The organism is Amphibacillus sp. Q70 (assembly GCF_052055485.1).
Lineage (GTDB): Bacteria > Bacillota > Bacilli > Bacillales > Amphibacillaceae > Amphibacillus.
The window spans coordinates 3,894,427-3,915,521 of sequence record NZ_CP197171.1; the positions used below are offsets into that span (position 1 = coordinate 3,894,427).

The 21,095-nt window shown below is 34.8% G+C and carries 24 protein-coding genes; 3 read left to right on the top strand and 21 right to left on the bottom strand.

The window, feature by feature from the left end; all coding sequences use genetic code 11:
* Positions 1 to 316: 316 nt before the first annotated feature.
* Together ACS127_RS17725 and ACS127_RS17730 are read right to left on the bottom strand one after the other, a co-directional pair.
* Positions 317 to 709 (bottom strand): YbaN family protein, encoded by a 393-nt coding sequence (locus tag ACS127_RS17725; RefSeq protein WP_440896337.1) that lies wholly within the window; start codon positions 707 to 709, stop codon positions 317 to 319.
* Positions 710 to 781: 72 nt separating this feature from the next.
* A complete protein-coding gene (locus ACS127_RS17730; protein ID WP_440896338.1) occupies positions 782 to 2,038 on the bottom strand; it encodes a cytochrome P450 in 1,257 nt (418 codons plus the stop codon).
* Positions 2,039 to 2,291: 253 nt separating this feature from the next.
* On the opposite strand from ACS127_RS17730, the gene ACS127_RS17735 reads away from it, so the two are divergent.
* On the top strand, positions 2,292 to 2,690 hold the full coding sequence (locus ACS127_RS17735) for a hypothetical protein (protein WP_440896339.1): 399 nt from the start codon (positions 2,292 to 2,294) through the stop codon (positions 2,688 to 2,690).
* A gap of 184 nt (positions 2,691 to 2,874) precedes the next feature.
* Here ACS127_RS17735 and ACS127_RS17740 read toward each other — a convergent pair whose 3' ends face one another.
* From ACS127_RS17740 to ACS127_RS17760, 5 genes are all read right to left on the bottom strand, one after another.
* Positions 2,875 to 4,770, bottom strand: a complete 1,896-nt coding sequence (locus ACS127_RS17740) for an ABC transporter permease (protein WP_440896340.1) — start codon at positions 4,768 to 4,770, stop codon at positions 2,875 to 2,877.
* Positions 4,745 to 5,509, bottom strand: coding sequence for an ABC transporter ATP-binding protein (locus tag ACS127_RS17745; RefSeq protein ID WP_440896341.1), 765 nt, complete (start codon positions 5,507 to 5,509; stop codon positions 4,745 to 4,747). Before ACS127_RS17745 ends, ACS127_RS17740 begins: the two co-directional genes overlap by 26 nt.
* A 114-nt stretch (positions 5,510 to 5,623) precedes the next feature.
* Positions 5,624 to 6,619, bottom strand: a complete 996-nt coding sequence (locus ACS127_RS17750) for a sensor histidine kinase (RefSeq protein WP_440896342.1) — start codon at positions 6,617 to 6,619, stop codon at positions 5,624 to 5,626.
* The gene (locus ACS127_RS17755) at positions 6,616 to 7,320 is read right to left on the bottom strand and encodes a response regulator transcription factor (RefSeq protein WP_440896343.1); all 705 of its coding nucleotides are present in this window, start codon (positions 7,318 to 7,320) and stop codon (positions 6,616 to 6,618) included. The genes ACS127_RS17750 and ACS127_RS17755 overlap by 4 nt, the downstream gene beginning before the upstream one ends.
* 1,101 nt (positions 7,321 to 8,421) lie before the next feature.
* Complete coding sequence (locus ACS127_RS17760; protein ID WP_440896344.1) at positions 8,422 to 8,865, bottom strand: OsmC family protein; 444 nt, start codon at positions 8,863 to 8,865, stop codon at positions 8,422 to 8,424.
* A gap of 273 nt (positions 8,866 to 9,138) precedes the next feature.
* Between ACS127_RS17760 and ACS127_RS17765 the strand changes: the two genes are divergently transcribed.
* The gene (locus ACS127_RS17765; RefSeq protein ID WP_440896345.1) at positions 9,139 to 9,816 is read left to right on the top strand and encodes a hypothetical protein; all 678 of its coding nucleotides are present in this window, start codon (positions 9,139 to 9,141) and stop codon (positions 9,814 to 9,816) included.
* 70 nt (positions 9,817 to 9,886) lie between these two features.
* Here ACS127_RS17765 and ACS127_RS17770 read toward each other — a convergent pair whose 3' ends face one another.
* On the bottom strand, positions 9,887 to 11,095 hold the full coding sequence (locus ACS127_RS17770; RefSeq protein WP_440896346.1) for a DUF401 family protein: 1,209 nt from the start codon (positions 11,093 to 11,095) through the stop codon (positions 9,887 to 9,889).
* A gap of 102 nt (positions 11,096 to 11,197) precedes the next feature.
* Positions 11,198 to 11,488 (bottom strand): hypothetical protein, encoded by a 291-nt coding sequence (locus ACS127_RS17775; RefSeq protein ID WP_440896347.1) that lies wholly within the window; start codon positions 11,486 to 11,488, stop codon positions 11,198 to 11,200.
* Positions 11,489 to 11,621: 133 nt separating this feature from the next.
* Here ACS127_RS17775 and ACS127_RS17780 point away from each other — a divergent pair, with 133 nt between their 5' ends.
* Positions 11,622 to 11,987: a winged helix-turn-helix transcriptional regulator gene (locus ACS127_RS17780; protein ID WP_440896348.1), complete on the top strand. Its 366-nt coding sequence runs from the start codon at positions 11,622 to 11,624 to the stop codon at positions 11,985 to 11,987.
* A gap of 577 nt (positions 11,988 to 12,564) precedes the next feature.
* Here ACS127_RS17780 and ACS127_RS17785 read toward each other — a convergent pair.
* The 12 genes from ACS127_RS17785 to ACS127_RS17840 all read right to left on the bottom strand — a co-directional run bounded on the left by ACS127_RS17785 (position 12,565) and on the right by ACS127_RS17840 (position 21,017).
* Positions 12,565 to 13,650 carry a sensor histidine kinase gene (locus ACS127_RS17785; RefSeq protein WP_440896349.1) on the bottom strand — a complete coding sequence of 362 codons (1,086 nt, stop codon included), beginning with the start codon at positions 13,648 to 13,650 and terminating at the stop codon, positions 12,565 to 12,567.
* Entirely contained in the window at positions 13,637 to 14,320 is a 684-nt protein-coding gene (locus ACS127_RS17790) for a response regulator transcription factor (protein WP_440896350.1), read from the bottom strand. Before ACS127_RS17790 ends, ACS127_RS17785 begins: the two co-directional genes overlap by 14 nt.
* A gap of 37 nt (positions 14,321 to 14,357) precedes the next feature.
* The gene (locus tag ACS127_RS17795; RefSeq protein WP_440896351.1) at positions 14,358 to 14,966 is read right to left on the bottom strand and encodes a redoxin domain-containing protein; all 609 of its coding nucleotides are present in this window, start codon (positions 14,964 to 14,966) and stop codon (positions 14,358 to 14,360) included.
* 83 nt (positions 14,967 to 15,049) lie between these two features.
* Positions 15,050 to 15,640, bottom strand: coding sequence for a peroxiredoxin family protein (locus ACS127_RS17800; RefSeq protein WP_440896352.1), 591 nt, complete (start codon positions 15,638 to 15,640; stop codon positions 15,050 to 15,052).
* A 19-nt stretch (positions 15,641 to 15,659) separates the two neighbouring features.
* Entirely contained in the window at positions 15,660 to 16,418 is a 759-nt protein-coding gene (locus ACS127_RS17805; protein WP_440896353.1) for a cytochrome c biogenesis CcdA family protein, read from the bottom strand.
* Entirely contained in the window at positions 16,418 to 17,065 is a 648-nt protein-coding gene (locus ACS127_RS17810; protein WP_440896354.1) for a hypothetical protein, read from the bottom strand. Before ACS127_RS17810 ends, ACS127_RS17805 begins: the two co-directional genes overlap by 1 nt.
* Before the next feature lie 222 nt (positions 17,066 to 17,287).
* Positions 17,288 to 17,800 carry a class D sortase gene (locus tag ACS127_RS17815; protein WP_440896355.1) on the bottom strand — a complete coding sequence of 171 codons (513 nt, stop codon included), beginning with the start codon at positions 17,798 to 17,800 and terminating at the stop codon, positions 17,288 to 17,290.
* A 364-nt stretch (positions 17,801 to 18,164) separates the two neighbouring features.
* Entirely contained in the window at positions 18,165 to 18,305 is a 141-nt protein-coding gene (locus ACS127_RS17820) for a hypothetical protein (RefSeq protein WP_440896356.1), read from the bottom strand.
* Positions 18,306 to 18,482: 177 nt separating this feature from the next.
* Positions 18,483 to 18,722, bottom strand: coding sequence for a glutaredoxin family protein (locus tag ACS127_RS17825; protein WP_440896357.1), 240 nt, complete (start codon positions 18,720 to 18,722; stop codon positions 18,483 to 18,485).
* 105 nt (positions 18,723 to 18,827) lie between these two features.
* Positions 18,828 to 19,211, bottom strand: a complete 384-nt coding sequence (locus ACS127_RS17830; RefSeq protein WP_440896358.1) for an OsmC family protein — start codon at positions 19,209 to 19,211, stop codon at positions 18,828 to 18,830.
* A gap of 428 nt (positions 19,212 to 19,639) precedes the next feature.
* Positions 19,640 to 20,398 carry a tyrosine-protein phosphatase gene (locus tag ACS127_RS17835; protein WP_440896359.1) on the bottom strand — a complete coding sequence of 253 codons (759 nt, stop codon included), beginning with the start codon at positions 20,396 to 20,398 and terminating at the stop codon, positions 19,640 to 19,642.
* A gap of 265 nt (positions 20,399 to 20,663) precedes the next feature.
* Positions 20,664 to 21,017 carry a hypothetical protein gene (locus ACS127_RS17840; protein WP_440896360.1) on the bottom strand — a complete coding sequence of 118 codons (354 nt, stop codon included), beginning with the start codon at positions 21,015 to 21,017 and terminating at the stop codon, positions 20,664 to 20,666.
* Between the last annotated feature and the right edge of the window lie 78 nt (positions 21,018 to 21,095).

Here is a 21,095-nt window from a genome sequence, read left to right on the forward strand (position 1 = left end):
TAAAATGAAACTTCAATCAGTGAGAGATTTTTGATGTACAACTATTTTCGATGAGAGGCCCCGCAAGAAAAGCAATCTTCTTTTGCTGAGGTGATCGCGGACAAGTCCAAGGAAAGTATAAGCTATTTCCGAAGCGGTCGTACTAACCTGACAACATTGCTGCGGTTACTCGCCCCATTGAAAACATTTGGGACTGCGATTACTCGCCTCATTGAAACCCGTTGTTGCCCCGAGTTTTACGGACGGTTATCTGTGATGAAAAAAGCCCCGTAAACACACATGTTGAGAAGGATAGTCAGTTGATTTGAAAGCTTGGCTATTCCATTTCTACCTCTGTTGACTTTATCGTCTTTATTTTAAATATAAAATAATAGTGTTTATATAAACCAAGAGCAATGATCAAGCATTGAACCCAAAGAAAATTAACTTGAAAAAGCGAATAAATAATACAGGCATCTGCAATTAAATTAATCCGAACCTTCTCTTTTAAGGGCATTCCTTTCTTTTCGCGAAAAGCTTCGACATACTTCTTATAAAGTTTCGTCTGTTTAAACCAATTCTCCACGCGTTTTGAACTTTTGGCAAAACAATAAGATGACACTAGAAAAAAGGGTAAGCCCGGTAGCACTGGCAACACCACCCCCGCAACACCTATTCCAAATGAAATAAAACCCGGAATAATAAAAAAGATACTTTTGATATTTTTCATGATCGTCACCTTCAATTTAGAATCTATTTGATTGCTAAAAAACTCTATACGCTCAAATATCTATTCACCAACCTATGACTTTATACATGTCATAACAAATTTGCTGTTTGGTAAGCTTGGCATTTTCGCTAAGTCATAATTTAAATCTTGTTCCGGTACATGATAGTTCATCTGATTAACCAGTAAATCTAAACTTGCTTTCATAATCTCAATTGTCAATGGTTCACCCGCACAGCGATGCCCCTGATAATAGCCACCGCCCCCTTGTGGAATGAAATCAAATTGATTTTCCTCTCTCTTTCTAAAACGTTCTGGCATAAACTGATCAGGTCTTTCCCAAAGATCAGTATGATGATTCGTACCATAAAGATCTAATAACACCAACGTTTTTTTCTTGAATGGATATTGTTCCCAAAGGAAATCTCTCCGCACTCTTGCTACTGTAAAGGGAAAGAAAGGATAGTAACGACGAACTTCTTGGACAAACATGTCATATAATAAGGTCTCACCATTGAATAACTTTTCTTTCTCGGCAGGATAGTTAAATAAAGCTAGTGCAATAAAAACAATGTAAATAGCAATTGCTACGATCGGTCGAATAATATTTAATACTTCAACAGCAGCTGTCTCCACATTTAAAAGATTCCCATTTTCATCTTGAAACCAACTGATTCGATATAAAGCTGTCCCTTCCTCTGCATGCAACGTTTGGTGACGTACCTCTTCAATTAATTTTTGCAGCCATTTTTCTAAAAGGTTTCGATTTTTTCGTCCCTGCCAATGTTTTGGACCTATAACAGCAGCCGACTGAAATAAAGTTTGCAATTGATCTGCCTTTTCTGCGATCTCATCTTCTGCTAATGGAACACCAGCCCACTCACAGGCTGTCAATGTCAATATCTTCACCACTTCATCATACAAAACTACTTCAGTTTCCTTTTCCCAACGTACCATTGCTGACTGCCATTTTTCATGAAAAATCTCTACGATATCATGCAGACGATCTTCAGACATTAAAGACATAAACATTTGCTTTCTATTTTTGTGGCTTGCTCCATCTAGCGTTTGAATTCCTTGTTCACCTAATAACGTTTGTCGAACGCGTTTTAACGTGGCACCAGACCTTTTCATTTTTGATTCATCATAGAAAATTTGAGCTGCTTCTTTTCCCACAAAACAGATAACTTTTTGACCGCCTAATAGTCTCGTTTCAAATATATCACTACCAAAGTGATTACATCGGTTGGATATGTATAAATAACCTTCCTTTAACATCGATAATGTATGATCAAATCCTTTATCAACTGGCATTCTTTTTTTACAACGCATCGATATCATCCTAACTTTACAATTCTTCTGGCTATAGCATTTGTTTAAATCGACTCAACTATTCCTATTTCATTGACTCTAAATAAAGGATTAACAAAACCGAATGGAATACAGCTTTTTTAAAAAACAAAGTTTGGATAAATCACGCATTGTGCCTATTTCTCCAAAATACAACCCCACCCGAATGGCAAAAAGGAAAAGCTGAAATATAATATAACATGATTAACCGACAAGTATAATTGAGGTGGGTTAAATGGTAAAGAATCAAACTAAGAATGAAGAAGAGGAAAAAAAGAAAGCAGAGCTTATCCAAGAGCTTAATCAAAAAGTTGCAGCCTCACTCTGGGTTCAATTTATTGGACAATTAGGCGAAGCCATTTATTTATCACAGCTGGCAGCCATTCAACCCGAATCAAGAGGAGACGTAAAAAATTTAGTTGGACAGTGGGTTCAAACCGTCGGGCAAGGACTTGAAGCAGTTGGAGCAACGACACAAGGTTTAACAGATGAACAAAAGCTATTAATTGAAGCGCAAATCCAAGGGATTCAAGGAGATGCTCTACAGACCATCGGTTCAGCACTCCAAGTGGTTGGTAGTCAAGAAGTATTGCTTGATGATTTATTAACTGATATCGAAAAATATAGTCGTTAAAAAAGGCACCCTAAGCTGTACCAGCCTTATAGATAGCTTTTTATTTTACTGTCAGAAAGATTAATAATAGGATAAGTAAAACGAGGCTTTCTCCATCTAAACTTGGAGAAAACCTCGTTTTTCTAATTAATCAGAAAGTGTTACTAACTTTAACTAATCTAGTATTCGATAAAAATCACTCTTTCTAGATTGAACTTTTAATTTGCTTAATATAAATAAAACGGACAATCAAAAAGTAAAGGATTTGTATCACAAAGAAACTACCGAGAACCATACTTGACTCTTTCACAAGATTATAATCAAACAGATGAGAAAGTGCGGTTAAGGCAACAGCGCCATGAACTAATGCCACGACAATCGGTGCAAAAAATAGCAGGGCTGTTTGTCGAGTGATCACTTTCTTCAATTCTTTATTGGTAAGTCCAATTTTGTTAATTGCGGTAAATTTCGCTTTATCTTGATCCAAATCCGTGAACAATCTAAAATAAAGGAAACTTCCAGCCGAAACAAAGAAAACAAGTCCAATAAACAAGCCGATAAATAAAACTGGAGCATAAGACTTATTAATCGTGTAAACCATATGATCAATCGCTTGGAAATTATAAGGTGCTGTCTCACTTAATTCATCGGTTAGTCGTTCACCCGCTTCAATAACTGCCTCTTCTTGACCATCGTCCGCTTGCCAGACGATATATTCTTGACTTCGTACAGATTCAGGCAACCATTGATACGCTTCATCCGAAACAATGTAATGCGAATTTATTTCAGGTAAAACATCACCATCAATTATTTCTTTTAGTTTAAGTTCCTCACCATTTTCAAGTTGAACCGGTTGATCACTAAAGGTTTCTTCGATATAACCACCCATGATAGCAGCACTCTGACGAACCCCAATGATTTCATTGCTGTCGAGTTGTACTTCATCCCGGTCTAATAACTCAGCAAACGCATTATACATTGATTCACTAGCAATCAGCGTTGTAGATTCATCATCAGTCTGAAAATATTCCAGTTCAGTACTCACTTGTCTTGTCTCAATATTTTGCTGTTCAAGCAGCTGATTGACGGTCGTTACGCCTTGTTCCATTTCCTGATCCATTTGTTCTTCAGCAGAGAAGTAGATGAATGAATATGGATTCACCTCTTTTATCCCACCAGTTAAATAGGTTTGAAAACCAAATAATGACCCAATCGCACTGAAAGCAACCGTTGAAATAATGGCTACCATAAAAAAGGTACGGGCATTATCTTTCATTCGAAACGATAAATCAGAAAGCAAAATCATATTCGTCTTCTTCCAAAACATACTTTTACGTTTTTTCAGAGCATTGATGATAAAGACACTCAATTGGGTAAATAAAAAGTAAGTGCCGATAACCACAACAATGATGACTGGTATCATCACGAGAACAACCATGGCTCCTGGAACAAACATGGCAGTGATATACCCAGCAGCTATGAGAAGAACAGCAACGATCGTCAAGAAAATCGAAGCTTTAGGTTCTTTTTTAGGTGTTTGGTCTGCTTTAATCAATTCTGCCAATTTTTTTGATCGCAAAACAAACGTGACAAAAAAGGAAATCACAAAGAACAAGAGCACAAATGAAGCAAGCGTGATGACAATTGCCCATAATGGAAAATAGAAATATAAGGATTCTTCAATCACAAGCACATTTTCAGCGATTAAAAGAATCAACTTGGCAAACAGTGTCCCTAAACCAATCCCAATTCCAGTTGCCAAGACACCGATAAACATATTTTCTAGAAATACCATGAAACGAATTTGTCTCATCGACATCCCTTGCAGCATCAGCAACCCAAATTCTTTCTTACGTGATTGTAAAAAAGAGCCCATCGAATAGAGAATAAAGAAAAAGGAGAAAATATAGATGATTCCACCTGCAACACCCATACCAAACAAAGCCTCACCTTCAATATTTCCAGTCCCAAAGGCAGGGTGAAAAGCAAACATCGCAAAGGTGAAGAAAACCATCACTGTAAATAAACTGCTTAAAAAATAAGCGGCATACAAACGTTTGTTACGAATGACATTATTAATCACGAATTGACGAAAAGTCATGGTCATCCCCTCCTAAAAAGGAGAGCGTATCGATGATCTTTTGGAAAAAGGCTTTGCGATTATCTCCTTGCTGAATTTCTGAATAAAACTGTCCATCTCGAATAAAAACAATTCGATCACAGTAGCTGGCCGCTTGCGGATCATGTGTCACCAACAGCATGGTCGCCTTTTCACTTTGATTCAAGGTAACGAGCATCTCCATCACATCTTTAGATGATTTTGAATCCAGATTTCCGGTTGGCTCATCTGCAAGTAAAAGTTTCGGATCATGTATCATGGCACGTGCAATGGCAGCACGTTGAGCTTGTCCCCCGGATATTTCATAAACCCGTTTATTCATAATTGAAGAAATACCTAGGATTTTAGCAATTTGCTCAGCTTTTTCATTCATATCCTTAACACGTTTTCCATCTAAAGTTAGCGGTAGAACAATATTCTCTTTAACTGTTAAGGTATTTAACAAATTAAAATCTTGAAACACAAACCCTAGTGAACGGCGACGAAACTTTGCCAATTTATTTCGATTCAGGTGATAAGGATTGTCACCTTCAATTAAAATCGTTCCCGTTGTCGGCTCATCTATGGTTGCAATCAGATTCAAAAGTGTTGTCTTCCCGCTTCCAGATGGACCCATAACACCAACAAATTCACCTTTTTGAATATCTAAATTAATATCTGTTAACGCACGATAGGCTACTTTACCTTCGTATATTTTACTGACTTGCTTGACTTGAAGCATAAAAAATTCCCCTTCCTAATCATTAACTTATACATATATTCTAAGCCCATTGTTCCACTTGCACGATCGATTATTCTTTCAATAGACTTACATTTTTGTAAGGTAAGAGATTTTTCAAGTCAGTGTCTGTGTTTTAGTAAAGACAATTCGGAAAGTGGTTCCTACATCAATGGTGGATTCTACTTCAAGTCTGTGTCCTAAATAATCCGTCACTTCTTTTGCTAAATAAAGCCCCATTCCCGTTGATTCACGAAATTTTCGACCATTGTCACCAGTAAAGAATGCTTGAAAGATTCGTTTAATATCATGGCTTGGAATACCAACACCGTAATCAGCGATTTCTAAAACAGCAGCACCTGCTTTTTTGTAAACAGAAATATCAATCCGATTACTTCTTCCCGCTGTATATTTAACCGCATTATGCAACAATTGATCTAGAATAAAGTAGAGCCATTTCTCATCCGTTTCAACCATTGTCTGGTCGTTATTAATCATGATATATGGATAAACATCATGTCGAATATAAAAGCGTTTGTTCTCCAAATTGACATCTTGAATCAGCTTTTTTAACTTGACAGGTTTAATTTGAAAATCCTCTTGAATCGTACGCATTCGAGCCATGTAAAGAATTGTCTGTAAGCCATTCTTCAATCTTTCCGTTTCTTCTCTTATATTCGATGATTCAGGTTCATCTAACTCTTTTGCGGTTAATTCAATAACGGAAAGAGGTGTTTTCATTTGATGTACCCAACGATCAATAAATTTCAAGTGATTCATTTGGTCTTGTTCTGCGGATTCTAATTGATCACGATATAAACGATATTGTGCGACCCCTAATTGATCAAATGCTTTTCCAATCGGAGCCTGATCAGTTTTCTCAAGCAATTGCTGTAAATCAATCGGTTCTGATGACATTTTTTGATAAAAATGTTTTCGGCGCTGATAATGAAGCACGATATAACACGCTAAAATAAATAAACTGATCAATATGCCATATGATAAAATAGTGTAATCACGAAAACCGCCTAAAATTAGGATTAAGCAAAATAAAGCGACTTGAATACATTGACTGACACATAACCCGATATGTTCCTTTAAAAATAAGATCATGATTGATCGACTCCCCACGTTACATTCAAACGATAGCCAGACCCTCTAACGGTTTCCACTGCACCTTTAATCCCAAGATCTTGAAGTTTCTTTCGTACTCTCGTCATATTGACATTAAGTGTATTCTCATCAACGAACGTCTGATCATCCCATAATTTTTCCAATAGATCTTCCCTTCCTGCTACCCTTGGATGACGTTCAATTAAGAGCTCTAATATATTGGATTCATTCTTTGTTAAATCAATGAGACGACCATTAAAATGTAACTCTTGGCGCTCAGGATATAGTTTTAAATCTTTTAATCCTAGAATGCGTTCTTGTTGGTTTCCTGCATACTCTCCATATGCACGCCGCAATTGACTACGAATTTTAGCTATCACAATCTCCGGTGAAAAGGGTTTGGTAATGTAGTCATCACCACCGTTTTCGATCGCCATCACCTGATCCATCTCCCCTGTTCTTGCGGAAATAAAAATAACTGGACAAATCGAGATATTACGTATTTGACGACACCAATAAAAGCCATCATAGTAGGGGAGGTTAATATCCAATAAGACCAGATCTGGCTCATGTGCTTGAAAGTGATCGATAATTTGATCAAACGCATCGATGACAATCACTTGATAATTGTATTTTGAAATATATGACGATAAATAAGCTGCAATTTTAGGATCATCTTCAATAATCATAATTTTATTCATTTGACTGCTCCTTGCCTGTTTAATTTTTCATTTAGATTATTAATAAAGTCATTTTTACTCTTCAGTGCATCTCTCTATACTTATAATGTAACATATCGTCAGTCGGATCGATATTTATGTTTATCCAAAATGATGATCGATGAATTGATTTTGGCATTAATTATTTTATTCGTAGTTTATATATGTATCTCTCTTTTTATCTCTTTAAAAGTATAGGGCTGTTGCACAATGAAATATAAGTTTTCAATAACTTCTTTCTTTGTGAGTATTAAAAATGGGATTGAAACATTCTATTCAGCTTTTTAAATTAGACGTTTGAATAAAAAGAATGACAAAATATTCCGTATCACTTCTTGCATAGAATGGAAGCCCAAAATACGAAATAGAAACACTCTATCCGACATTTTAATTAGATTCGAAGTCCAAAACACGTGATAGAAGCACTCTATCCGACATTTTAATTAGATTCAAAGTCCAAAACACGTGATAGAAGCACCCTATCCGACATTTTGATTGGATTGGAAGTCCAAAATACGGAATAGAAGCACTCTATCCGACATTTTAATTAGATTCAAAGTCCAAAACACGTGATAGAAGTACCCTATCCGACATTTTGATTGGATTGGAAGTTCAAAATACGGAATAGAAGTGCTCTACTTAGTTTTTCTAGATCGGAGTTAAACTTAACAGAAAAAGAAGCTATCACAAGATATATACATCATAAAATGAAATTTCAATCAGTGGGAGTTAGGTCTACAGGAAGTATGTCATGCAGATGTTTCCGGTGGGACGAGTAACCGCAGTCCCAGGATGCGGCGATTTTAGTCTGAGTTCTTTTTATTCTCACTGATTGGGACTGGCACTCAGAATAAGTAAGGCACTTATTCTTGCGATGCAAATACTTCGCAGCTTTCCTTAGTACGATTACTCGTCTTATCGAAGACCATTGTTGCCCTGAGTTTTACGGACGGTTCTGTGATAAATTTTGCAACAGTTTCATATTTTTTCATTTGCATTACACAAAATAAAACTTTACATAAATCGGAAAATTGATACTAATGGTATTTTTTAATATTGAATGTTCATTGATCGTGGATTTCTTCAGTCTTCTATAACTACTTTTGCGGAATCCATGTCGACAGGGTGATGAATTGTATCCCCTACTGGACAATGGGCCTCAATATGTTCTTTAAATGCTTGAACTTTTTCTTTAGGAGCATTTGTTTCAATATGAAAAACTGATCGAATCGATGAAAAACCAGGTCGAACTTCTGATTTTCCTAAAAAACCATCTGTATCAAGTTCTCCTTCTAATTCAACCCAGAATTGTTTCAAATCAATATCAAATTTTTCAGCATAAGTTCGTGCAACAATCGATTGACATGCACCCAATGCGGAAAGCAGTAATTCCGCTGGATTCATCCCTGTATCTGTCCCTCCTAAATGCTCAGGCTCATCAATTCTCACCTTGTGACCACGTACTTCTGCTTCCACTACTACTTGCTCTTGTAACACTGTCTTTGCTTTTATCGTCGTTACAGCCATGATTCATCTCTCCTTAAAATTATAATTAGAAAAACTCTTCTTTCTATAGAAAGAGTTCGCAAACAAGCATTAATATATACATGATCTTTTTACTCCTGCTCATATTTAGATGCTTAGAAATTAGTACCCAGCTTAAGCTTCCAGAAGGAATAAAATAGCTATTTTTTCTGGTGATTAAATAATCAAAAAAACCTTGTCTTGCTGAACAAAGAGAATCGAGTCAGAATATTCCTCCTCCATTTGTAAACGCTAAGTTAAAAAGGATGTGATTTAATGGATACCATCATTTACGGTTTGCTGACAATAGGTTATCTTTTATTATTGATCTGGGGTTTAAAACTTGGGCAAAATCATCGTTTATTTGAGCCATCCAATCTGCTACTTCTCGTTATCATTGGACTTATCTATGACAATGCGATCATCGGACTCGGACGTTTTATCGGTGAAGGACAAACATTAGCAAATTTAACTTATCTTCGCTATTGGCTCCATGCCCTATTTACACCCACACTCGTTCTTTTTGCTTGGCAGATCTGTATTAAACTTGGTCTACCCTGGGCGAAAAATAGAATAGCTAAAGGATTAATATTTCTTATTACACTGGGGTTAATTTTTTATGAATGGTTTAGTTCAATAAGAGACCTTGTGCTTGAACCCACATGGAAAAATGGCATCTTAACCTATGAAAGTGTTGTACAGCAAAAATTCCCACTCATGGTGATCATCACTACAGTAATCGTGGGTATCATCGGAGCTATTTTATTGAAAAAGTTTCGCTTTTACTGGCTCCTGGTGGGGACAATAATTATGATTGTAGGGAGTATTTTAGCCATTTGGATTAAAAATTTCCCAATTATGAATGGTTTAGAATTCCTTTTTATTTTCACCTTACTCAAGACTAAACAATTTCAAATTGAAAAATTGAATCGGAAATATCATGTTAATGCATAATTAAGCGAATTTTCAAAAAACGATACAGTTCTATGATTAATCATAGAACTGTATCGTTTTATTTTGTCTTTTAAAAAATATGAACCAAGAACAAGTAATAAAAAATCATTAAGAAAGCAAATAACAAAGAAAATGGCAATGTCTTTTTTAATAAATCCATTAAGGAAATATGGTAATATTCGGATGCCACTAACAAACAAACATGTGTAGGAGAAAGTTGACTAGCTGCATGGGTCATACACATAAGTAGAACCATCAATGGTACTCCACCATTTGGAATCGCCGCAAACGCAATGGGGGTACCCAAAGCTATAATGCCTGCTGCCCCGCTGATAATTCCACCTACAAAGAACAAAATTGCTAGAATTAAGAACATTGGAATTGGCAAATAAGAAAGGATTTTAGGTAATAATTCTAGTACCCCAACGTGATCAATAAATTCTTTGAAAATCAGGACCAAAAGCATATTACCTAGCAATTTTAATTCAAATGCTTCCTTTATGAATTTTTTAGCCATCTCAAAAGAAAAACGATACACGAAAAAGCAAAGAAAAATAACAATTAATGTTGCCGTAACAACTTGGAACTTGAAAACTAATATCAAAATTAAAATTAAGAACAGTGACCATAAATGCTGGAACAAACGTAAAACGTCTTTGTAGCGATTCTGACTTTTAGGTGTTTCAGGATCTTTTGGAATTTTACGCAAATATCGTACATAGCCAAGTAGAACTAGAACAATAATCGGTACAAACATTGCAAACATAAAATTAGGCAAGGCAACTCCTGATAAAGTAACCATTAGCAATACACTGGGGTATGTAGGTAAAGTACTTTCTGGAATATGACGAAACCAGCTAGTAACAAAAGCTTTTTCTGTAGGATCTAAATAGTCTTTTGTAGTATTATCTACAATATCAGCACAGAGGATCATGGCAGCAGCAGAAGGTAAAAGTCCAATGAATAATGGTGCAATAGCCGTATTTATTCTTCGATTGTGAAATAAGCCATTCAAATCTTGCTCTGCAAGTTTAATTTGTTTTTTTTCCTCTAACATTTTTTGTAGATAGGTAATCAAATACAAAGAAACTAAAATTGAAAAATTACTCCAATTTATAAATACATTCGAAGTGATCACCCACCAATTTAGTGGATGGATTTGAAATAATATAACAGTAACGGCTAAACCGCCCAATACTGCTTGATATAGTGGCTTATTATATGCTAATAAAATGATGATTGTAAGAAAAATTATAGCTAAAAATAATAAGGGTAACATTTTAACCTCCTCATGTTAAAAGAACCTCTAATAATGAGATAAAAAAAGATTACCATTCATAAGTGTTGAACGGCAATCTTTCATTGAATTTATTTAGCGATGTCACACACTATAAATGCGTACATCAGGTGCTTCAATCCAAACATCTTTCAAGCCTACAAAAACATCATTATTAAACAATTCACTTTGAAGATAGGCATCCGCATGTTCCTTAGTATCGAACCCATGAAGAACTTGTACATCTTCTTCACGAACAAGGAGGTCTTTGGATAAAGCTCCTTTAATTGTTGATAAAAAAGGTTCACGATAATCAGTATAAACCTTTACCGCTGCAGGTCTATTTTCTTCTGGTATTCTCATTGTGATTTCTAAATAAGCTTTAATAGTTGCCATTTAAGTCACCCCCTTTTTATAATGGTAGTATACTATCTGACATTGGTTAGTTAAATAGGTTTGTAAATTTATTAGTAACTCACTTTTTTAATAGTTCTCATTAAATCAGCGTTTAGTGAAAGGATGGCTTTAAATGTATGAACACAAAATAAAAAAAGAATACAGATGTCCTTTAGAATACGGACTGGAAATGATTGAAGGAAAATGGAAATCTCGAATTGTTATCATGTTGAGTCAAAAAGACGTGCTGCGCTACAATGAAATTAAAGATGAGATGTTAGACATTACAGACTCTGTATTATCCAATACATTGCGAGAGTTGGTAAATGATGAAATGATTGAACGTATTCAATACAATGAAATCCCTGTTAGAGTAGAATATTCTTTAGCTAAAAAAGGCGAAACACTGGTACCAATTTTAGAAAGCATTTGTTCTTGGTCACAAAATTATATTAAAGAGGATTTAATTGTGAACAATATTTGCAGTGGAGATCATTAATAAATATAAGTGTTTTACATGAATAAGGAGAGTTACCATGCCGTTCATAGCAAGAATAAGTGTTTCTTTATTCTGAGTGCCAGAACATAATGTTTTTCTCGACCAGTCAGTTTACCTGCGCTAAAGCTATTTTAATAGAACATAAACAATAAGGATGGGGAAATTTAAAACAGTATTTAAAATCACGTCAAATGGGGTAGGATTATGTTAGTGTTCATCATGCTGCTCGATTGTATTTAGTTAAAACTAAATGCAATCTTTTCTGCTTGATGGGATTTCCACATGACGATCTTTTTTTTATTAATTTTGAATAACGGATCTTAGGTCCTATACTAACCGACCACATTTAGATAGTCCTTGGAAACTTTTCCATTCATTCACGACAATATAAAGAAAATAATCGATGCACATTTGTCATCCATTATTTTCTCTGTGTCCTTATAGTTGATTACACTTTGAGCGACAATCAATTTTTTATTTAGAAACAGCTTCCGAAACCGCCTTTTAAAACATAATTTTCCTCAGATTCGAACAAGCTAAATGAAAAATAACCCTATTACTGGTCATTCATGTCTTTTTAAGTATAAGGTAATATAAACCAGAAAGTATGAATATTCCCTTTGGATTGAACACCTATTTTTCCTTTGTGTCGTTCGATTATTTCTTTTGAAATAGCTAATCCTAAACCAGATCCTCCTAATTCTCGTGACCGCGAAGGTTCCGTACGATAAAATCTCTCAAAGATTTTTTCCTTATCAATTTCTGAAAGGTCTCGACCTAATCCTGTTACGGAAACCCTATATTCCGCAGGTAATTTCTCACCTCGTACAATGATTGCGTTTGAGCCTTCATAATAGCGAATAGCATTATCTAATAAATTACTAAGCACCTGCGAAATGCTGGTCTGATCGATATCAACAATACCTGAATGAATATCAACCTCTAATTCAATCCCTTTTTGTTCCAATGACCAATGAAATATTTCAATTGATTTTTCAATGAACTCTTTCATATCAACTGGTACCTTATTATCAAAAGTTCTATTCTTCATATTTTCCCATTCTTTCAATTGTTCCATTTGTTCTACTAGTTGAGTTAATTTTGTTGATTCCGCATAAAGAGATTGATATAATTTTTCATCTCCCTCAATCATTCCACTTTGCAAAGCACCTAAATAACCATTCAAATTCGTCAATGGTGTCCGAAACTCATGTGATAAATCAGATACGAGTTTCTTTCTCTGCTGTTCATTAGTTGCTAATTGTTGAGCCAAATCATTAAAATGACAGACTAATTCCCCTATTTCACCATTTTCTTTCACTTGGATTGGACTTGGATATTGACCTTGCTTCATCTTTTTCGTGGAGTAAATTAATTTTTTTAATGGCTGCATAACCTTTTTCATCAAATAAAAATGAATAAGGCTACCTAAAATAACAGCGGAAATACTAAATATCCATAAATATTGAAAAAGCATTGCTTCAAATTGGTTTTGTTTTTGTAATGACATAGAAAATAATCCATCTGCTAACATACAGGCTGTATTATAAATAGCCCAGCTACTAAGCATAACAAAAGCAACAATTACAATGATATTAATAATCGTCAATCGCAATAAAAAACGCTTCGGAATGAAAATGCTTCTCCATCTATTCTGTGACAAATTTATACCCCATTCCTCGAACTGTAATAATACGTTCTGGAAAAGCTGGATTACTTTCAATTTTTTTTCGCAACTTTTTTATATGCGCATCAATGGTACGGTCCAAAACTAATTTATCTGCATAAGGATATAATTGCTCCATTAATCGTTCTCTAGAAATAACTACATTTGGGTTTTCCATAAAGGTATATAGAAGATTGAATTCATGTTTGGTTAGTTCTAATTTCTTATCAAACAGTAATACCTCACCTTTTCGTGGTTTAATACATAGACCTTTATGTGCTATTTTTTGGCAATACTGACCCGTCCGTCGTAAAACAGCTTCTACATGAGCCATCAGCTCCTCTGGATGAAAAGGTTTTGTAAGATAATCATCCGCACCGATTTTTAACCCATGAATTTTATCCTCTGTACGTGCCTTCGCTGACAGCATAATGATAGATACCTCATTTCGTTCTTGCTCTCTTATCCATGTACAGAATTCCTCTCCTGACAGTTTGGGTAGCATTAAATCAAGTACGACCATACACGGATGACTAGTCAAGAACACTTTTTTGGCTGTTTCCCCGTCTGCCGCCTCCAACACATGGTATCCGAATTTTTTTAAATACGTACTGATTAGCTCTCGGATCATTTTATCATCTTCCACCACTAATATGGTCTGTTCCATTCTACTCACCTCTTGTCCATTATACTATGACAGAGAATTAATCCATAGTCTCAAGCACTTGTATCATTTGCTCATACGTTAATGGACCAAATGTTTTAAACTGAATAATTCCTTCCGAATCTATCATAAATGAAGTAGGTATTGGCTGTATCGCATAAATAGCTGCCACCTCAATGACTTCATCTAGTAAAATGGGAAAAGTTAAGTCATATTCATCTACAAATTGTTGTATTTGATTGATATCAGACTCTGTTTCTGTTAAGTTAACCGCCAGAATTTCAATATCTGTATTTTGATAGAACTCTTCCATATCCGGCATTTCTGCGCGACATGGCGGACACCAAGTTGCCCAAAAATTAATCATGACCCTACTGCCACGATAATCTGATAGAGCAGTTTCTTCTCCATTTAATGTTGTTAATCGAAAATCTGGTGCAATATTACCAATTTCCAATCCAACGGTATTTTCTATCTGAGAAGACTCCTGACCACTTTCTTCCGACAATTCTTCATTTTCTACCTCTTCTTTATCCACTTCTTCAACCACTTCCTGATCTTTTTGTAAATCATCCGATTGAAATACAAATTCATATATTGCCCAGCCAAACATCACTAACAAGATAATTGCCATGACCGCTTTTCTCATCAAAACACCTCCCAATCTGTCAAAGCTCAACCTTATAGAAAAATTTCCACTTAACTAAGTTCCATTACATATATTATTATTTTTTACTCCATACGTTTAAATTGCTGTAACATTTGGTCATAATTCATTGCACCAAGATTAATGAATTGTATCCTCCCATTTGAATCAATCATATATGATGTTGGATATGCATAAATTTCATAAGATTCCATAATAGCGGATTCTTCATCCATTAATATTGGGAAAGTCAAATCAAACTCTTTTACAAAATCGACAACTACTTCCTTGTTCCTTTCTGTTTCCGTCATATTAACTGCCAATATAGTAATATCTTCTTCATCATTAATTTTTTGCATATCAGGCATTTCTGCTCGACATGGAGGACACCAAGTTGCCCAAAAGTTAAGCATAACAAGTTCCCCTTGATAATCAGATAATTTCGCTTGTTCACCATCTAATGTGGTCACTTCAAAATCAGGAGCAACTTCTCCTTTTTCCAATCCGATTTCATCTAAGTTCATTTCTGCACTCGATTCTTCCCTGGGTTGAGTGGTTATACTATTACCTAACCTCGCATCATCCTCCACTTCTGTATCAGACGATGAACTTACAAACTCAAATATAGCCCAACCAAGCATCCCTATGACAATGATAATAGGTATTATTTTTTTCATTGTATAATCCCCCCCGTTTTTATCCTAATCGGGACAGCCATGTATCTTGTATTAAATCAAGCAAAAATGCGGAAATACGAGGCATCAAACCAAAAAATAAAACGAGGCCCATTATAATCATCAACAGTCCTCCAGCCTTTATGATTATTCCACTATAACGTACGATCCATTTCGTTGAGCCTAGAAAAAACGTTAAAATAATGAAAGGCAAGGCAAAACCTATGACATAAAAAACCGTGTAGAATATCCCTTGTCCGGGATTTGTAGCCGCTAATAGCAAAATAGAGCCAAAAATGGGTCCAATACAAGGTGTCCACCCAGCAGCAAATCCTAAACCAACAAAGAAAGTTCCCATAAATCCTACTGGTTTTTTAGTATGATGCAAGCGCCTTTCTTTCATTAAAGCGGGTACCGTAATCCATCCAGCAACAAATAACCCCATAAATATAATAAAAATTCCAGCCATTCTCTGGATGAGTAGACCTGTATCTCCAATCAGTAAATTTTGCGCCCATTGTCCTAAAAAAGAAGCACTAGCCCCTAAACTGATAAATACCAGAGATACTCCCAGTAAAAAAAAGAATGAATGACTTAATAGTTTTCTGCGAATCTTCGTATTATGATCTCCCTGTAAGTCCTTTACACTAATACCGGTAATATAAGACATATAGGCAGGGAAAATTGGTAATACACAAGGAGATAAAAAGGACAACGCACCTGCTCCAAGAGCTAAGACAATCCCCATTAGTAACACTGTATCTGTTTCAATAATACCCATTATGCTTTCCTCTTCCTTTCATTTATAATTAGAACCGACAAACAACCAGTAAAAAACATAAGGATAAACCATCGCTCGATTAGATAACCAAACACGGAGACAAAAGGATAAATAAAACTCAGTCCCAACATACCTATAGTCCAACCTGTTAATACTATTTTCAAGAACAGATAAATTGATAGGTAACTACGTAGCAAAAAGAATGTAATCAGCAATATAACCAATACAATCAGATACCCAATTGCGTATAGGTCGTTTCCCAAAATCACTTGAAAAAACTCATAGAAAAAGAGAGAGAGTAAAAAGATATGTGTAAACGCTTCAAAAAACTTTAATGTTTCTAAATTTTTATGCTTCAAATGATAAATAACAGTGATGGCAGTAAACAGGACTGCCAGATAAAACGCTTTTGAATCACTTGGGTAAGCCAGTACAGCAAGAGGATCCTGAACAAACAAGGAAAAATTTAATAATATTTTTCCAATCCAAATAAAAATAATGAAATTAAGTAATTGTGAAATCAATGCTTCTATATATTTTTTCTTTTCTTCTTTTAGAAAATCACCGAATATATAGAAGAAAACAAATCCTATAATGAAACTGATAATAATGATTCCAATTGCTATAACCTTGGTTACTATTACCATATCCTAATCCTCCATTTTTCTACTATCCGCTATCATACTTGTCTAATGTGAAAATTTGATGAAAATGAATCTTATTTCGTTGAATAAAAAAAAATAATATATATCATATTTACCTTTATATTGCAATATTGTTAAGATCTTTATCTTTCTTACTCGAAGCACTACTTTTACTCTAAGAGTCTCCCTTTATATAACTCATATAGTATATAATCCTGTATGACATCATCGAGGATATGCATACAATACATATCGGTCAGGTGCATTTCCTATCATTGAAAAGGGATAACAGGTAGAAACAGTTAAGTATTCATCTTCTCGCGAAGGATCGATCACTGTTGTATTGTTTGCCGCAACAATTTCATGATCATGAATTTCATATATATACGTTCCATATTCCATTTTTACATGAAATTCATCACCATGTTCTAACTGATCGAAATTCCTGAAAACAGTATCCCTATGTCCTGAAAGAAGAATTTGCCTATTTTGACCTGGGAGACCTGTATCATAGTAATGACCTACTCCTTGAGCAAGTTCTTCTTCGTCCGTACCTGCAACTATCGGAATCTCCCGATCTAATTTAGGTATATATAGCAATCCCATTGTTTCCCCTTTTTCATACACCATATCCAACACTTCTTCATCCGTTATGTCTTTTAATGCTTGTTCCTCTGTTACAAGCATTTCTTGTGCTTCGGAAAGCCTTTCCTTTTCCTTATAAGATGAACTCCACAAGTGATATCCTCCAAAAGATAAGATAAAAACTCCTGCAATAATGAGTATCCAAGAAAGTAATTTAAGCATCTCATTCACCTTTCTAAATGAAAATCATAATTCTTAGTACTTCCTAATTTATCTCAAAGATACGTTAACTGACTAGTCGTGATACTACCCACTATATAGACATTTCTTATATCCCAAAAATATCTATAATGTATCTTTATTTTTAATTTCCTATAAGTACAAAAGCGCAGAGTGTCCTTACAGGTTAAAATCGCCACATCGTGTCACAACGCCTGAGATTGGAGCTGGGACTCAGAATAAGAAAGATATTTATTCTTGCACGATCAAAAAAATAAAAGACTTTATTGGCGATCGTCTAAGTCAAACGATAGCATTCGCCAGAAAGACTTGGCGATAAGCCAGGTTTTTCTAACCTTGTAAATGCTCCGTAGTTTTCCTTAGTGTGATTACTCGTCCCAACGTAGTGATTGGCGGTTACTCGTCCCAACGAAAACATTTGTATTGGCACCTTCTGTTCGTCACAGCAACATACGAACTGCGCCCATGACCCATCTTCCAACAAATAGTTATCCATAAGGACAAATTTTATAATTTACTAAACTATAATAAAACAGTGAAGAAAAAGGACTTCACTGCCAATTGCGTTCTTCTATCGATTCAAATGAACAGTTTTTCAATACTTATTTAGTACTTGCATTATTTTTTCAGGGTTAAATCCTGATATCAATTCTCCCTTTATTAAAGTTTGCGGAACAGATAATCTTCTTATTTTCACAATAAGTTGAAACATTGCAATTGGATTTATATCTATATTTATTTCTTTATATTGTATTGCTAAAGTATCCAATAGGCTTTTAACCATGTCACATATAGGACATAAAGTTGACGTATATATAATTACTGTTTGTTTCATCACTATACCTCATATTACTAAATATCATGATCTTTTAGACATTCAGTTCATTTTTCTTTAAATAAGTTCAATAGCTTATTCAGCATCTCTGTCTATAGTTATTTATCATGTTTTTACAATCGATTCTGTCATTGTTATACTGTTTTTTACTGATTGAATCATACTACAATTTTTATTAGCTAATTTTAATACTTTTTCTAACTCTTTTTCTGTTGCATTTGTAGAGCTAACAATAAAGGTAAGATGTATTTTTTCAATACGATTAGCAATGTCAGAATTACGCTCGATATCGGCAGTAACATGAATATCGGTAAATATAATTCTCATTTTCTCTAATATTTTTTTAAATGTTAGACTACTACAACCTACAATAGCTGTTACCATCAACTCATAAGGTCGGTAGCCATACTCACCCTGTCCAGAAACCTGTAGTTCTCCATATTCAGCATTTACCTGAAATCCATGATCTTTCATATGATATTGAAGCATTTATCCATCCCCTTTCGTAATCACATCTATAATGATAACTTGACAATGTGAAAGTTTAATGAAAATCATCAACAAATTAGGATTCTATTTCTTAACTGTTCATATTGCTGATAGCCTATATCTCCAGTCTCACAAAGAATTTCTCTCACCTTCTTCTCAATATAGTTACGATTGGAATCTAGTGAATAATGCTAATAAAGTTTCCAGAAATCCGTGAAATGATCTTTTTAAATTTCTTTAATAACCCCTTATCCTTCTCTCATTTCCTTACTTGTTAAGTGAGATAATCAAACTTTTCCATAATTGTTATCCGTAACTAGGAATTTTAATCATTTCTTAACAAGACAAAACAGCCTAAGAAAAACTCTAGGCTGTTTTTTAAACTTTTTTATTGATCGATCGCACGATGTTCAATATTCAATTATTTATCATGAAGTTAGCAATTTTTCACGCAAATAAGCTTGCTCTGTCAAGTCAATGTTCAAGGCTTCTTTTACATAGTTAGGAACACTATTATAGTGCTTGCGTATCGTCGCAAAAGTGCTTTCTAGATACATTCTATCAACAAGTAACGCTCGCTCTAGCGCACGTTTATGTTCTGGATCAACAATAGTCGTTGAAAAATTCGCTAATATCTGTTGATTGGCCTGTTGCCGTTGTCGATTGGTTTGTAAATAATCTTCAAAGATGAGCTCTTGATCAACTTCTAATAAACTCAATAATAGTGCTGCACCTACACCAGTTCTATCCTTCCCAGCAAAACAATGAAATAATACTGCTCCTTCTTCTTGTTTAATCATTTCTTGTAGAAAAGCTTGATAGCCTTTTTGAGCAATAGGATCTAAAATGAGCTGTTCATAGACGTTGATCATAGCCTTATCTACTTGAAGGACATTGGCATGTTTTAATAAATCATATAGACTAGTCGTATTTTTATCTATATCTTCCATAACATCGATATGAAGATATTCTACACCAGTAAACAGATCATCAGGATTCTTTCTTACCTCTTCTTTTCCTCGTAGATCAATAATTTTCTTCAATTGGTATTGTGAAATTAATTGTTCCCGATCTTGCTTAGCAATTGACACTAATTCACCAGAACGCAGAATACGTTTGGATTTGACTTTTTTACCTGCTTTATTTGCAATACCACCGAGATCTCGAAAGTTAACAACCGTATGCATAGTGCTCCCCCCTATATTTTTTTAATACAAACTATACTACCATAAAGGGGAGAATCTTCAACCATTTTGGTATTAGCCTACCTCTGATTGAATGCATGAAAAATGTTATGAACAAGTGCCGACAGTCAAAAACGGCAGATAAGTCTGGATAATCATTTACTATTAATAGACAAAATATTTTTCACCCTTATTTCCATCTCCTCATTGTCTCGGATGCCCAGTTCACCTCATCTATTGAATACATTCAACTTTGACATCTATTCATTTACCTAACAACAAGACTGACTAGCCAAATTGCTAAAGCGACAATAATAATATAGCTGATAAGTGACTCAACAAACCCCATCTGAAATTTCCATACATAAAATAATAGCAACAGTGCCCCAATAACAATCGCAAGTATGATTAACCAAACAGGCATTTTAAGAATGACAAAACCAATGGCAAGCAGAACAACTGCACTAACAACTAAACTCAAGAAGTTGAGACTCAGCCACTCTGTCAGAGGAAACTCAAAAAATCCCCACAATCCAATAACTATTCCAATAATCACTAATGACCAACCCAATATCAATAAACCCATTGAACGTTCTCCCTTCCTTTGTTTGTTTTTTATCATTTATTTATTCATGACTTCTTTTTGAATGAATAAAAATATAATTCATTCATTATTAGGTAAAAGAATTCGCCATTATAA

Bases quoted from the DNA above. Each gene is read 5' to 3' on its own strand.
- ACS127_RS17725 (WP_440896337.1), bottom strand. From the start codon at position 709: ATGAAAAATATCAAAAGTATCTTTTTTATTATTCCGGGTTTTATTTCA.
- ACS127_RS17730 (WP_440896338.1), bottom strand. From the start codon at position 2,038: ATGCGTTGTAAAAAAAGAATGCCAGTTGATAAAGGATTTGATCATACA.
- ACS127_RS17735 (WP_440896339.1), top strand. From the start codon at position 2,292: ATGGTAAAGAATCAAACTAAGAATGAAGAAGAGGAAAAAAAGAAAGCA.
- ACS127_RS17740 (WP_440896340.1), bottom strand. From the start codon at position 4,770: ATGACTTTTCGTCAATTCGTGATTAATAATGTCATTCGTAACAAACGT.
- ACS127_RS17745 (WP_440896341.1), bottom strand. From the start codon at position 5,509: ATGCTTCAAGTCAAGCAAGTCAGTAAAATATACGAAGGTAAAGTAGCC.
- ACS127_RS17750 (WP_440896342.1), bottom strand. From the start codon at position 6,619: ATGATCTTATTTTTAAAGGAACATATCGGGTTATGTGTCAGTCAATGT.
- ACS127_RS17755 (WP_440896343.1), bottom strand. From the start codon at position 7,320: ATGAATAAAATTATGATTATTGAAGATGATCCTAAAATTGCAGCTTAT.
- ACS127_RS17760 (WP_440896344.1), bottom strand. From the start codon at position 8,865: ATGGCTGTAACGACGATAAAAGCAAAGACAGTGTTACAAGAGCAAGTA.
- ACS127_RS17765 (WP_440896345.1), top strand. From the start codon at position 9,139: ATGGATACCATCATTTACGGTTTGCTGACAATAGGTTATCTTTTATTA.
- ACS127_RS17770 (WP_440896346.1), bottom strand. From the start codon at position 11,095: ATGTTACCCTTATTATTTTTAGCTATAATTTTTCTTACAATCATCATT.
- ACS127_RS17775 (WP_440896347.1), bottom strand. From the start codon at position 11,488: ATGGCAACTATTAAAGCTTATTTAGAAATCACAATGAGAATACCAGAA.
- ACS127_RS17780 (WP_440896348.1), top strand. From the start codon at position 11,622: ATGTATGAACACAAAATAAAAAAAGAATACAGATGTCCTTTAGAATAC.
- ACS127_RS17790 (WP_440896350.1), bottom strand. From the start codon at position 14,320: ATGGAACAGACCATATTAGTGGTGGAAGATGATAAAATGATCCGAGAG.
- ACS127_RS17795 (WP_440896351.1), bottom strand. From the start codon at position 14,966: ATGAGAAAAGCGGTCATGGCAATTATCTTGTTAGTGATGTTTGGCTGG.
- ACS127_RS17800 (WP_440896352.1), bottom strand. From the start codon at position 15,640: ATGAAAAAAATAATACCTATTATCATTGTCATAGGGATGCTTGGTTGG.
- ACS127_RS17805 (WP_440896353.1), bottom strand. From the start codon at position 16,418: ATGGGTATTATTGAAACAGATACAGTGTTACTAATGGGGATTGTCTTA.
- ACS127_RS17810 (WP_440896354.1), bottom strand. From the start codon at position 17,065: ATGGTAATAGTAACCAAGGTTATAGCAATTGGAATCATTATTATCAGT.
- ACS127_RS17820 (WP_440896356.1), bottom strand. From the start codon at position 18,305: ATGTTTTCGTTGGGACGAGTAACCGCCAATCACTACGTTGGGACGAGT.
- ACS127_RS17825 (WP_440896357.1), bottom strand. From the start codon at position 18,722: ATGAAACAAACAGTAATTATATATACGTCAACTTTATGTCCTATATGT.
- ACS127_RS17830 (WP_440896358.1), bottom strand. From the start codon at position 19,211: ATGCTTCAATATCATATGAAAGATCATGGATTTCAGGTAAATGCTGAA.
- ACS127_RS17835 (WP_440896359.1), bottom strand. From the start codon at position 20,398: ATGCATACGGTTGTTAACTTTCGAGATCTCGGTGGTATTGCAAATAAA.
- ACS127_RS17840 (WP_440896360.1), bottom strand. From the start codon at position 21,017: ATGATAAAAAACAAACAAAGGAAGGGAGAACGTTCAATGGGTTTATTG.